Source organism: Streptomyces hamibioticus (genome assembly GCF_047946815.1).
Classification (GTDB): Bacteria; Actinomycetota; Actinomycetes; order Streptomycetales; family Streptomycetaceae; genus Streptomyces.
In genome coordinates, this window is the sequence record NZ_JBKKQY010000001.1 from 583941 (window position 1) to 596225 (window position 12285).

A 12285-nucleotide genomic window follows, 5' to 3' on the forward strand; every position below is an offset into this window, starting at 1 on the left:
GCGTCGCGGCCCGGCCCGGCCCGGGCCGCGGAGATGCTGCCGAGCGGCACCCGTCCCCCGAGCCCCCCGGGCAGGATGCGAGGGGTCCTTGTCCGCGGCTCGGCCGCGGTGGAACGATGCCCGGCACGCACCGGCACCGACCCACCCGGAGGACCGTCGTGACCGACGAGCAGCAGCGTCCGCAGGCCGCGGCCGTGTTCGACGCGCTGGGCGCCGCCTATGAGAAGGCGTTCGCGGAGTCGCCGGCGCACCGGCGCTCCCTGGAGTGGCTGCTCGGGCGGCTCGCGCCGGGCAGCCGGGTGCTGGACGTGGGCAGCGGGACCGGGCGGCCCACGGCGGAGACACTCGCCGCCGCCGGTCACGAGGTGCTGGGCATCGACGTCTCCCCCGTCATGGTCGACCTGGCGGCCCGGCAGGTGCCGGGCGCCTCCTTCCGGTGCGCCGACATCCGTGACGTACCGCTCGCGGACGGGTCGTTCGACGCCGCCTGCGTGTACTTCTCGCTGCTCCAGATGTCCCGCGCGGAGCAGGCCGACGTGGTGCGGAGGCTGGTGCGGGCGCTGACCCCGGCGGGTCTTCTGGTCCTCGCCACCGTGCCGCTCGACCTGGAGGGCGTGGAGGGAGTCTTCATGGGGCAGCCCGTCCGGGTGACCAGTTTCGACGCGCAGGGCCTGACCGCCGTGGCCGAGGAGTCCGGGCTGGAGGTACTGGCCCGCGAGGAGCTGCTGTTCACCCCCGCCCACCCGGAGGCGGTGCCGGAGCCGCACCTCTTCCTGCACTGCCGGCGGCGAAGGGCTCCGGCCGTCTCCCGCTGACCCGGCCCGGCACCACGGATACCGCCCGCCCCGGCACCACGCACACCGCCCGTCCCGGCTGCACGACACCGCCCGTCCCGGCAACGGCCCGCCATTTCCCGCGAGGCCCGCCGCCCGCCCCCGTGCGCGAGCCCGCCCACAGGGCGATCGATATGATGGCGGCGATCGTTCAAACGAACATTCTCGGGGCGGGGAGGCTCGATGCGGGAGCCGGTCGATCTCAGGCGGCAGCGGATTCTGGCCGCGGTGCAGGCGCGCGGCACCACGCGCGTGCGGGACCTCGCGGAGGAGCTGCAGGTCTCGGTGGTGACGGTGCGTCGGGACGTCGAGGAGCTGACCCGGGAGGGCAGGCTGCGCCGCGGCCACGGCGTCGTCCGTTCGACGCTGCCGGCCGAGGAGCCGCCCGCCGGCACCGCTGCCGGGGCCGGTGACCGGGTGGCCGTGGTGGTCCCGGAGCGGCACTCCTATCTGACCGAGACGCTGCACGGCGCCCGCACGGTCCTGGAGGAGGCCGGGCTGCGCATCGCCCTGCACATCGCGCCGCAGACGTCCGGCGCCGAACGGCCCCTGGTGGAGCGGGCCCTCGCGGACGGGGCCCGCGGGCTGCTGCTGGCCCCGCGCTGGCGCAGCCCGGCCGACGAGGAGGCCGACCACGGCTGGCTCGCGGCACTTCGGGTACCGACGGTGCTGATGGAACGCCGCCCGCGGCGCGGCAGTGCGGCGCAGGCCCTGGACTCGGTGTGCTCGGACCACTGGTACGGCGCGCATCTGGCCGTGGAGCACCTGGTGGGACTCGGCCACCGGCGCTTCGTGTTCGCCACGCGCGACGACAGTCCCACCGCGCGCTCGCTGCGCGCCGCCTTCGCCGAGATCGCCGGGGCTCATCCGCTGGTGGAGCAGTGGGCGTGGGCGCTCAGCGCGCCGGAGGCCGGGGCCGGGGGGCCGTACGCCTCGGACGAGACCGCGGCGTTGCCGGCGCTGCTGCGCAAGGTGGGCGCGACCGCGATGGTGCTGCACGGGGACGTGGACGCCCTGATGATCGTCCAGCGGCTGGCGGAGGAGGCGGTGCGGGTTCCGGAGGACTGCTCGGTCGTGGCGTACGACGACGTGGTGGCCGGGCTGGGCACGCCGCCCCTGACCGCCGTGTCCCCGCCGAAGGCCGAGGTCGGGCGGGTGGCCGCGGAGCTGCTGCTCCAGCGGCTGTCCGGAGCGTCCGGGAGCCGGTCCGTCCGGCGGGTCGAACTGCTGCCCCGGCTGATGGTGCGCGGGTCGACGGTCCGCCCGACGGACCGCCCGGCGGACCACCCGGCAGACACCTGACGGACCACCCGGCAGACACCTGACGGACCACCCGGCGGACCACCCGGCGGGCCACGTGCCGGACCACCCGAGGGGCCACCTGACGGACGGCCCGGCGGGCCGCGCAGTGGACGTCGCCACCGAATGAGCGTTTGAGCGTTTTATTTTCTCTGATCGATCTATTGACCGCTTACGCCCGGGCGTTCAGGATGCCCGTGTCCCGAACAGCCGTGTCGCGGACGACGACACGCAGGAGCCGCGGGAGGCGCCATGCCCGGTCGACACAGCCGTCGATCCGTGCTCGCCGCGATGGCCGCCGTACCGCTGACAGGAGCCGTGAGCGCCTGCAGCGCGGACGGTGACAAGCGATCGCGGAGCACCAGCAGGACCACGCGCATCACCTTCTGGTCCGCCCTGCGCGGCAGCCAGGAGGTGGTCGACGCGTTCAACCGCACCCACGACCGCGTCCAGGTCGACTTCCAGCAGATCCCCTCCGGCGGGCAGGGCGGCTACGCGAAGCTCAGCAACGCCGCCCGGGCCGGCAACGCCCCCGACGTCGCCACCATCGAGTACCCGCAGGTCCCGGGGTACGCCATCGACGGCGTCGCCCGGGACATCACCGACCTGGTCTCCGACGAGCTGCGCCGCAGGCTGCTCCCGCAGGCGCTCGGACTGACCACCTTCGAGGGGCGGACGTACAGCGTGCCGCTGGACGTCGAGCCGATGGTGATGCACTACCGGGCCGACCTGTTCGAACGCTACGGGCTCACGGTGCCCCGCACCTGGGAGGAGTTCGCCGAACAGGCGCGGACCGTCCGCCGCAAGGCGCCCGGCCGGCGGCTGGTGCTGTTCCCGACCGACGGCATGACGCAGTTCGCGGCGTACGCCTGGCAGGCCGGCGCCCGGTGGTTCGACACCTCACGCGGCGCCTGGAACGTCTCGCTCGCCGACGCGCCGTCGAGGAAGGTGGCCGGCTACTGGCAGCGGCTGATCGACCAGGACGACGTCTTCATGAACGCCGTGGAAAGCCGCCAGGCCGACGCGCAGATCGGCAACGGCCTGGTGCTCACCCGGCTGACCGGCGCCTGGGACGCCGGGGCGCAGATGAACGCGCGGCCCGGGCAGCAGGGCCGGTGGCGGATCGCCCCGCTGCCGCAGTGGGACACCGGCCGCCCGGCCGTCGGCACCCACGGCGGCTCCACCTTCGCCGTCACCGAGGACAGCCGGCACCCGGAGGCCGCGATGGAGTTCATCGCCTGGCAGGTCTCCCACCCCGACGCCCTGCGCGCCCGGCTGTCCAGTGGCACCAGCAGCCAGTACCCGGCCGCGCCCGGCCTGGTCTCCGTCGGGCGGGAGGCGTTCGACCGCTCGTACTACGGCGGGCAGGACATCTACACCCTGTTCGAGCGGGAGGCCGAGAAGATCGGCGAGGGCTGGCTGTGGGGGCCGCGGATGAGCGCCACCCAGAAGGTCATGCAGGACTCCTTCGCCCGGGTGGGCGGCGGCCGGGGCACCCTCGTCGAGTCCCTGCGCACGGCCCAGGAGGGCACCATGCCCGATCTCAGGGCGCTCGGCCTGTCCACCACCCAGCACAGCACCTGAGCCGTCGAAAGGCAGGTGACACCCCATGACCGCGACCGCCCACCCACGGGTGCCGGCCGGCGCACCGCGCGCCACCGCACCGGCCCCCTCCGCCTCCGGCCCGCGTGCCCGCAGAGCCGCCCGGCGCCGTCAACTGACCGCCTGCGGCGTGCTCATGACGCCGTTCTTCGCCCTGCTGCTCACCGTCTTCCTGATCCCCGTGGGCACCGCCGCCTACCTCAGTTTCTTCAGCGACGACCAGCCCGGTCTCGGCTTCGGCCCCGAGCGCACCGTCTTCGTGGGCCTGCGCTCCTACGCCGCCGTGCTCACCGACCCGACCTTCCTCGGCGGACTCGGCACCGTCGCCGTGTACTGCCTGATCTACCTCCCGCTCATGGTCGCCGGCGCGCTCGCCCTCGCCCTGCTGCTGGACTCCGGCATGGTCCGGCTGCGCGCCTTCGCCCAGCTCGGCCTGTTCCTGCCGCACGCGGTGCCCGGCATCATCGCGGCGCTGATCTGGCTGTACCTGTACACGCCCGGCATCAGCCCGGTGATCGACCTGTTCGCCCGGGCCGACATCACCGTCGACTTCCTCGGCGTGCACACGGTGATCCCGTCGATCGTGAACATCGCCCTGTGGAGCAACCTCGGCTACAACATGGTGGTCTTCTACGCCGCCCTCCGGGCCGTGCCGCGCGAGGTGATCGAGGCGTCCGTGGTGGACGGCGCGGGACCGGTGCGCACGGCGCTCCAGGTCAAGACGCCGCTGGTGCGCGCCTCCATCGTGATGGTGGCGATCTTCACCCTCATCTGGGCGCTCCAGCTGTTCACCGAGCCGATGCTGCTCAGCCAGTCCTCCCCGATGATCAACTCGCGGTTCTCGCCGAGCATGTACATCTACGACGCGGCGTTCACCCGCAACAACTACGGCCTCGCCGCGGCGGCCTCGGTGGTCCTGCTCGTGTGCACCATCGCCCTGTCCTACGGCGTGACCCGCTTCACCAGCCGCGCCGACATCGCCGAGGAGGCCCGATGAGCGCCACCGACAGCACCCTGCCGCGGCCGGGGCTGCTGGGCCGTACGACGGCCAACGCGGTCGTCGCGGTCTTCGTGCTCTACACGCTGCTGCCCATGGTGTGGCTGGTGCTGGCCGCCGCCAAGAACCGGGACGCGCTGTTCGGCAGCGACCTGCTCTCCCTGAGCGACTTCTCCTTCGTACGGAACCTGAAGGACCTGTTCGCCATGGACGGCGGGCTGTACGGCCGCTGGTACGTCAACAGCCTGCTGTACGCGGTGCTCGGCGCCGCCGTCGGAGCCCTGCTGAGCGTCGCCTGCGGCTACGCCTTCGACAAGTACCGCTTCCGGCACAAGGAGAAGCTGTTCGGACTGGTGCTCGCGGCCGTGATGGTCCCGCAGACCGTCCTCGCCCTGCCGCTGTACCTGATGGCCTCCGAGGCCGGCGTGGTCAACACCTTCTGGGCGGTGTTCATCCCGGTGCTGTTCAACCCGTTCGGCGTCTACCTCGGCCGGATCTTCGCCCGGGGCTACGTCCCCGACGAGGTGCTGGAGGCGGCGCGGGTCGACGGCGCGGGAGAGCTGACCGCGTATGCGAGAGTGGCGCTCAGGATGCTCGGCCCCGGACTGGTCACCGTGTTCCTGTTCCAGCTCACCGCCATCTGGAACAACTTCTTCCTGCCCATGGTGATGCTCTCCGACCAGGACCTGTATCCCGTCAGCCTGGGCCTGTACCAGTGGAACAGCTCGGCCTCCGTGTCGCCGGAGTACTACCCCGTGGTCATCATGGGCTCGCTGCTCGCCATCGTCCCGCTGATCCTCGCCTTCGTCCTGCTCCAGCGCTTCTGGCGCAGTGGACTGACCGCCGGAGCCGTCAAGTGACCCTGCACGCCCCCGGTCCCGGGTTCCGCCCCCGGGCGGCCGTGGCCATGTCCGCGGACGCCGCCGAGGCCGTCCTCGACCCCGAGACGCTCGGCGCCTTCCGCACCGTCTGCGACCTCGCCCCACCACCGGTGCTGGACGACCTCGCCACACCGCGCGCGCGGTCCGTGCTCGCCGGCACCGACCTGCTGATCACCGGCTGGGGCTGCCCTCCGCTGGACGCCGCGGTACTGCGGTCGGCGCCCCGGCTGCGGGCGGTGGTGCACACCGCGGGCAGCGTCCGCGGCCATGTCACCGACGCGTGCTGGGAGCGCGGCATCGAGGTGTCCTCCGCCGCCGCGGCCAACGCCGTGCCGGTGGCCGAGTACACGCTCGGCATGATCCTGCTCACCGGCAAGCGGGTCCTGGAGCGGGCCCGGGACTACCGCGCGTCCAGGACGCGCGGCGACTGGCTGCGAACCCCGCGTACCGAGGGCAACTACCGCCGCACGGTCGGCATCCTGTCGGCGTCGCTGATCGGCCGCCGGATGATCGAGCTGCTGCGCCCGCACGACATCGAGGTGCTGCTGCACGACCCGTACGTCGACGCGGCGGACGCCGCCGCGCTCGGCGTGGAACGCGTGCCGCTGCCGGAGCTGTTCGCCCGCTGCGACACCGTCAGCGTGCACACCCCGCTGCTGCCCGAGACGCGCGGACTGGTCGGCCGCGACCTGATCGGCGCGATGCGCCACGACGCGGTGCTGATCAACACCTCGCGGGGCGCGGTCGTGGACCAGGAGGCGCTCACCGAGGCCGTGCTGGCGGGCCGGGTCCGCGCGGTCCTCGACGTGACCGACCCCGAGGTGCTGCCGCCGGACCACCCGCTGTGGGAGTGCGACAACGCGCTGATCACCCCGCATCTCGCCGGTTCCCAGGGCAACGAGTGGCGCCGCCTGGCCGACCTCGCCCTCGCCGAGACCGCCCGCTGGGCGTCCGGCGCCGGTTTCCTGCATCCCGTACGACGCGAAAGGCTGGCCTTCCTCGCATGAGCGGCATGAGCATCCCGTTCGAACTGCCCGCCGAGGACCGCACGGCGAGTCCGTACACCGGGTACACCCGGGCCCACTGGGAGGCGGTGGCCGACGGGCTGCTGACCGCCGCCTGGCGGTGGAGCACCCCCGGCTGCGCCCTGCTGGACCTGCCCGGGCGGCCGTCGCGGTCGGGGGTGCGCTCCGACGGCCTGGAGGGCTACGCGCGCACGTTCCTGGCGGCGGCCTTCCGGATCGCGGGCGCCGGCGGCGCCGACCCGCACGGCCTGCTGGAGCGCTACGCCCACGGACTGGCCTCGGGCACCCGCTCCCCCGGCCGCGACGACACCGAGTCCTGGCCGCTGATCCTCGACCACGACGTGCAGGGCCAGCCGATGGTGGAGTCCGCGTCGGTCGCCCTCGGTCTGCGGCTGACGGCGCCGTGGCTGTGGAAGCACCTCGACGCCGGGGTCCAGGACCGGGCCGAGGAGTGGCTGCGCGGGGCGCTCCGGCACACGCCCGCGCCGAACAACTGGTACCTGTTCCCCCACACGGTCGCCGGGTTCCTGGAGTCGGTGGGCCGCGGCGACGCCGAGACGGCGGCGGCCCGGCGGCGGGCGCTGGAGCTGATGGAGACCTGGTACCGGGGCGAGGGCTGGTACACCGACGGCGACGGGCGCGCTTTCGACCACTACAACGGCTGGGCGCTGCACCTGTATCCGGTGCTGGACGCGCATCTCGCCGGGGACACCGAGGCCCTGGCACGGTACGGCGGGCGGCTGCACGCCCACCTGGACGGCTTCGGCCTGCTGTTCGGTGCCGACGGAGCGCCGGTGCACTTCGGCCGGTCCCTGGCCTACCGCTTCGCCGCGTCCGCCGCGGTGAGCCTGGGCGCGCTGACCGGGCACACGCCGCTGACGCCGGGTGCCTCCCGGCGGCTGGCGAGCGGCGGCCTCAGGTACTTCCTGGACCGCGGGGCACTGACCGAGGACGGGCTGCTGAGCCTCGGCTGGCACGGGCCGCACGGGGCCACGCTCCAGTCGTACTCCGGTCCGGGGTCCCCGTACTGGGCGTCGAAGGCGTTCGTGTCCCTGCTGACGCCCGTGAACCACCCGCTGTGGACGGCCGTGGAGGAACCCGCGCCGGTGGAGCGGGCCGACCGGGTGCTGGCGCTGCCCGCGCCGGGGCTGCTGGTGCAGTCGACCCGCGCGGACGGGATCGTACGGCTGCACAATCACGGCAGCGACCATGTGCGCCCCCACGAGGGCGAGTCGGCCGACGGGGACGACCCGCACTACGGGCGCCAGGCGTACTCGACCCGGACCGGCCCGACGGCTCCGGGCAACGTGGCGGACAACCACCTGTCGGTGGAGGTGGCCGGGCGGCACAGCGTGCGGCGCCGCATCCACCCGCTCGGGGCGGGGCACGGCGACGGCTGGGGCTGGGCGGCGTCCTGGCACCGCCCGGTGTTCGCGGGCGGGCCCCCGATGGTGCCGGGTCTGCGGGTGGAGAGCGTGACGGTGGCGCAGGGCCCGTACGAGTTGCGCGTGCACCGGGTGACGGGGGCGCCGGCCGGGTCCCGGGTCACGCACACCGGCTGGGCCACCGGCCCCGAGGAGCCCCTGGTCTCCGCGCTGCACCCACTGCACGGCTGGGACCCCGGCGCCGGGACGGTGCGCGCTCCGCAGGGCACCGCCTACACGCGCTGGTCGCGGGTGCCCCGCCTCACCGGCCGGGCGGAGGGCACCTCGCTGCACGTGAGCCTGGCCGTCCTGGCCGCCGCACCGGGTCCGGGGCCGCTGGCGGACGCCGTCACCGAGGTGGCGGCCGGTGAGGCGGGCGTCGAGGTGCTCTGGGCGGACGGGGCACGCACGCGCGTGCAGTTCGGCGACGCGGTGCGGGTGACGCACGGGGCGGGTCGATGACGCGGTGCGCGTGACGCACGGGGCGGGCCGGGGCCGTCCGGCGGCCCGGGGGCTGCCCGGCCGGTGACGGCCCGGTGGGTCCCCCGCCCGCGCGTGTCCGGTCGCGGGCCGTGCCCCGGGCCCCGAGGCTGGTACCGCACGGGTCACGAGGAGCTGGAGCTGCCATGAACAAGTCGTCGTGTGCGTTGGTCGCCGCCCTGGCCGTGGCGGTGGCCTTCCCCGTCCCGGCGGACGCCGCGCCCGCCCGGGAGAGCCTGGGTGTCGCCCACGCCCCGGCCGATGTGACCGCGCTGGAGTGCCTCCGCGGCGGCGGCATGCTGATCGTCGCCGCGGACGGCTCGGGCCCCGGGGGGTTCACGAAGCGCTGCCAGGGCGGTACCCACGACGGCGAGACGGTCGTCTGACGTTCCCGCCCCCGAGGATCCCCGCGCCGACGCCCGCTTGCCCCGCCCTGCGTGGGTACCCGCGCCGCGATCGGCACATCAACGCACGGCCGGAACCGGAGGAAGTAGACGTATGAGCGAGGCCAACCCCCTGAAGCGGGTAGCCGACAAGGTCACCGACGCCCTTCAGGGCGACGGTGGCGGACCGGCGGACGGGATCCCCGGCAAGCCGGGCTCCGAGTCGCCCACCGTCGCCGAACCCGTCGAGCCCCGCGAGCCGCTGCCGCCGAAGCCGGACCAGAGCGGACCGGACACGGTGTCGCCCACCGGGCAGCCGACCGGCGCCGACCAGGCGCGGATGGCCCAGTCCGGGGCGTATCTGACGAACGCGCAGGGCACGCGGCTGTACGACACCGACCACTCGCTGAAGGCCGGGCCGCGCGGTCCGGTGCTGCTCCAGGACCACCATCTGCGCGAGAAGGTCATGCACTTCGACCACGAGCGCATCCCGGAGCGTGTGGTCCACGCCCGCGGGGCGGCGGCGCACGGCGTGTTCCAGAGCTACGGCACGGCGGCCTCCGTGACGAAGGCCGCCTTCCTGGCGAAGGACGTGGAGACACCGGTGTTCGTACGGTTCTCCACGGTGGTGGGCTCCCGGGGGTCCGCCGACACGGTGCGGGACACCCGCGGTTTCGCGACGAAGTTCTACACCAGTGAGGGCGTCTTCGACCTGGTCGGCAACAACATCCCGGTCTTCTTCATCCAGGACGCCATCAAGTTCCCGGACATCATCCACGCCGTCAAACCGCAGCCGGACCGGGAGATCCCGCAGGCGCAGAGCGCCCACGACACGTTCTGGGACTTCGTCAGCCTGCACACCGAGGCCACCCACCACACCCTGTGGCACGTCTCCGACCGGGGCATCCCGCGCTCCTACCGGACGATGGAGGGCTTCGGCGTCCACACCTTCCGCCTGGTGGCCGCGGACGGCGGTACCACCCTGGTGAAGTTCCACTGGAAGCCGAAGCTGGGCGTGCACTCCCTGACGTGGGAGGAGGCGCAGATCGCGAGCGGCGTGGACCCGGACTTCCACCGCCGGGATCTCGCCGACGCCATCGAGGCGGGCGCGTACCCGCAGTGGGAGCTGGGCATCCAGACCTTCCCCGACACCCCGGACCAGACCTTCGAGGGCATCGACCTGCTGGACTCGACGAACCTCGTGCCGGAGGAGCTGGCGCCCGTCCAGCCGGTCGGGCTGCTCACCCTCAACCGGAACCCGTCGAACTTCTTCGCCGAGACCGAGCAGGTCGCCTTCCACGTCGGCCATCTCGTCCCCGGCATCGACATCACCGACGACCCGCTGCTCGCCGGGCGGCTGTTCTCCTACCTGGACACCCAGATCACCCGGCTGGGCGGGCCGAACTTCCCGCAGCTGCCGGTCAACCGTCCGCAGGCGCCGGTCAACGACATGCTGCGCGACGGCATGCACCAGACGGCGGTGCACCGCGGCGTCGCCCCGTACCGGCCCAACTCCCTCGACGGCGGCTGCCCGTTCCTGGCCGGCCCGGACACCGGGGCGTACATCGAGACGCCGGTGCGGGTGCCGGAGGCGACGAAGGTGCGCGAGGCGCCCGAGTCGTTCGCGGACCACTTCAGCCAGCCGCGCCGGTTCTGGCTGAGCATGAGCCCGGTGGAGCGGGAGCACATCGTCGGCGCCTACACCTTCGAACTGGGCAAGTGCTACGAGCAGGCCGTCAAGGAGCGGGCCCTGCAGGTGCTGGCCAACATCGACCCGCAGCTGTGCGCGCAGGTGGCGGAGGGGCTCGGCCTGCCCGCCCCGCAGCCGACCGTGCCGCCGGCCGACGTCGAGCCCAGCCCGGCGCTGTCGCAGGTCGGGAAGACCTGGCCGACCGACGGGCGGATCATCGGCATCCTGACCGGCGGGCAGGGCGACCTGGACGGTGTGCGTGCCGTGCGGGAGGCGGTCCTCAACGCCGGGATGGTGCCGCTGATCGTCGCGCCGACCGGCGGCACCATCGGCTCGGGCGACGACGCGCTGACGGTGCAGCGCACCTATGTGACCGCGCGGTCCGTCGAGTTCGACGCGGTCCTGCTGGCGGGGACGCCGGGGGTGGGCAGCGACGCCTACACCGCCCGGGACGTCAAGTCCGACCCCGCGCCGGTCCGGCCGGCGGCCGGTGACCCGCGCGTCGGGCTGCTGCTGTCGGAGGCCTTCCGGCACGGCAAGGCGATCGGCGCCTGGGCGGACGGCGAGGTCGCCCTGGAGGCGGCCGGCGTGCCCACCGACGCGGCCGGCGTGGTCGTCAGCGACTCCCCCACGGCGGCCCTGGAGCAGATCACCGAACTGCTCCGCTCGCACCGCGTGTGGGAGCGCTTCACCACGCAGGTGTGAGCCGGAGCGGCCGGTGCCGCCCGGCGTGCGCCGTCAGCACAGGACGCGCAGCGCGCCGGGCAGCGCCCTGGCCGTGACCGGAAGCACCGCCTCCACCTCGCCGTCGGCGCCGTAGGGCACGTCCCGGTCGGCCTCGATGCGTATCTCCTCGCCGCGGACGACGCGCACCTGGGGCCGGTGGACGTGTGCGCCGGTGCCGAGTTCGTTCATCAGGGCGAAGAACAGCCGGCGCGGCGCGTCGTGGATCATCACCACGTCCAGCAGGCCGTCGTCCAGCCGGGCGCCAGGGGCGATGAGGCGGGCGGAGCCGTAGTAGCCGGAGTTGGCGGCCACGGCGGTGTAGCCGGTGTAGGCATGCTCCGTGCCGTCGACGGTGACCCGGTAGCGGGTCGGGCGCCAGGTGGTGACGGCGCGCAGGGCGCCGGCGTAGTAGGAGGCGGTGCCGCGCAGCAGCCGCGCATGGTTGGCGTGGCGGTTGGCCAGGGCGTCGATGCCCGCGTAGACGCTGCCGAGGACGGCGACGCGGTCGTGGACGGCCGAGGTGACCTCGATCGTGTCCACGGCCCGCGGCTCGCCGTCCAGCAGGACCCGGGCCAGATCGGCGGGGTCGGCGGGCAGGCCCAGCGCCCGGGCGAAGTCGTTGCCCCGCCCGGCCGGGACCAGGCCGAACAGGGCGCCGGTCCCGCTGAGGGCGCCGCCGATGCTCCCGGCGATCCCGTCGCCGCCGACGGCGAGGACCACGTGCCCCTGTTCCCCGGCCTGCCGGGCGAGTTCGCGGGCGTGGGCGAGGCTGTGGCTGTACTCGGTCCGGAGCCGGGCGCCCGCCTCCCGCAGCAGCCGGGCCACCCGCAGCAGCGCCGCGGCGCCGGTGGCGCCGCCCGCGGTGGGGTTGACGACGGCGGTGAACTGTCGCATCGATGTGCCTTTCGGGCTGACGGGTGGAGCCGGACAGTCGTCTCACGGGCG

Annotated in this window: 10 protein-coding genes; 9 read left to right on the forward strand and 1 reads right to left on the reverse strand. The window is 73.9% G+C overall.

Annotation, left to right across the window (positions count from 1 at the left end; genetic code table 11):
* Positions 1 to 116 precede the first annotated feature (116 nt).
* The 9 genes from ACLGIH_RS02640 (at position 117) to ACLGIH_RS02680 (ending at position 11319) form a co-directional block, all read left to right on the forward strand.
* Positions 117 to 815 (forward strand): class I SAM-dependent methyltransferase, encoded by a 699-nt coding sequence (locus ACLGIH_RS02640; RefSeq protein WP_416523568.1) that lies wholly within the window; start codon positions 117 to 119, stop codon positions 813 to 815.
* A gap of 201 nt (positions 816 to 1016) precedes the next feature.
* Complete coding sequence (locus ACLGIH_RS02645; RefSeq protein WP_416523569.1) at positions 1017 to 2135, forward strand: substrate-binding domain-containing protein; 1119 nt, start codon at positions 1017 to 1019, stop codon at positions 2133 to 2135.
* Between the two features lie 249 nt (positions 2136 to 2384).
* Entirely contained in the window at positions 2385 to 3716 is a 1332-nt protein-coding gene (locus ACLGIH_RS02650) for an ABC transporter substrate-binding protein (RefSeq protein ID WP_416523570.1), read from the forward strand.
* A gap of 25 nt (positions 3717 to 3741) precedes the next feature.
* Entirely contained in the window at positions 3742 to 4731 is a 990-nt protein-coding gene (locus tag ACLGIH_RS02655; protein ID WP_416523571.1) for a carbohydrate ABC transporter permease, read from the forward strand.
* The gene (locus ACLGIH_RS02660; RefSeq protein WP_416523572.1) at positions 4728 to 5591 is read left to right on the forward strand and encodes a carbohydrate ABC transporter permease; all 864 of its coding nucleotides are present in this window, start codon (positions 4728 to 4730) and stop codon (positions 5589 to 5591) included. Before ACLGIH_RS02655 ends, ACLGIH_RS02660 begins: the two co-directional genes overlap by 4 nt.
* Positions 5588 to 6619, forward strand: a complete 1032-nt coding sequence (locus ACLGIH_RS02665) for a hydroxyacid dehydrogenase (RefSeq protein WP_416523573.1) — start codon at positions 5588 to 5590, stop codon at positions 6617 to 6619. The genes ACLGIH_RS02660 and ACLGIH_RS02665 overlap by 4 nt, the downstream gene beginning before the upstream one ends.
* Positions 6620 to 6624: 5 nt before the next feature.
* Complete coding sequence (locus ACLGIH_RS02670; protein ID WP_416523574.1) at positions 6625 to 8523, forward strand: DUF2264 domain-containing protein; 1899 nt, start codon at positions 6625 to 6627, stop codon at positions 8521 to 8523.
* Between the two features lie 164 nt (positions 8524 to 8687).
* Complete coding sequence (locus tag ACLGIH_RS02675) at positions 8688 to 8927, forward strand: hypothetical protein (protein WP_416523575.1); 240 nt, start codon at positions 8688 to 8690, stop codon at positions 8925 to 8927.
* A gap of 112 nt (positions 8928 to 9039) precedes the next feature.
* Positions 9040 to 11319, forward strand: coding sequence for a catalase (locus ACLGIH_RS02680; RefSeq protein WP_416523576.1), 2280 nt, complete (start codon positions 9040 to 9042; stop codon positions 11317 to 11319).
* 33 nt (positions 11320 to 11352) lie between these two features.
* Here ACLGIH_RS02680 and ACLGIH_RS02685 read toward each other — a convergent pair whose 3' ends face one another.
* On the reverse strand, positions 11353 to 12234 hold the full coding sequence (locus ACLGIH_RS02685) for a diacylglycerol/lipid kinase family protein (RefSeq protein ID WP_416523577.1): 882 nt from the start codon (positions 12232 to 12234) through the stop codon (positions 11353 to 11355).
* Between the last annotated feature and the right edge of the window lie 51 nt (positions 12235 to 12285).

Bases quoted from the DNA above. Each gene is read 5' to 3' on its own strand.
- ACLGIH_RS02660 (WP_416523572.1), top strand. From the start codon at position 4,728: ATGAGCGCCACCGACAGCACCCTGCCGCGGCCGGGGCTGCTGGGCCGT.
- ACLGIH_RS02655 (WP_416523571.1), top strand. From the start codon at position 3,742: ATGACCGCGACCGCCCACCCACGGGTGCCGGCCGGCGCACCGCGCGCC.
- ACLGIH_RS02650 (WP_416523570.1), top strand. From the start codon at position 2,385: ATGCCCGGTCGACACAGCCGTCGATCCGTGCTCGCCGCGATGGCCGCC.
- ACLGIH_RS02645 (WP_416523569.1), top strand. From the start codon at position 1,017: ATGCGGGAGCCGGTCGATCTCAGGCGGCAGCGGATTCTGGCCGCGGTG.
- ACLGIH_RS02680 (WP_416523576.1), top strand. From the start codon at position 9,040: ATGAGCGAGGCCAACCCCCTGAAGCGGGTAGCCGACAAGGTCACCGAC.
- ACLGIH_RS02640 (WP_416523568.1), top strand. From the start codon at position 117: ATGCCCGGCACGCACCGGCACCGACCCACCCGGAGGACCGTCGTGACC.
- ACLGIH_RS02685 (WP_416523577.1), bottom strand. From the start codon at position 12,234: ATGCGACAGTTCACCGCCGTCGTCAACCCCACCGCGGGCGGCGCCACC.
- ACLGIH_RS02675 (WP_416523575.1), top strand. From the start codon at position 8,688: ATGAACAAGTCGTCGTGTGCGTTGGTCGCCGCCCTGGCCGTGGCGGTG.
- ACLGIH_RS02670 (WP_416523574.1), top strand. From the start codon at position 6,625: ATGAGCATCCCGTTCGAACTGCCCGCCGAGGACCGCACGGCGAGTCCG.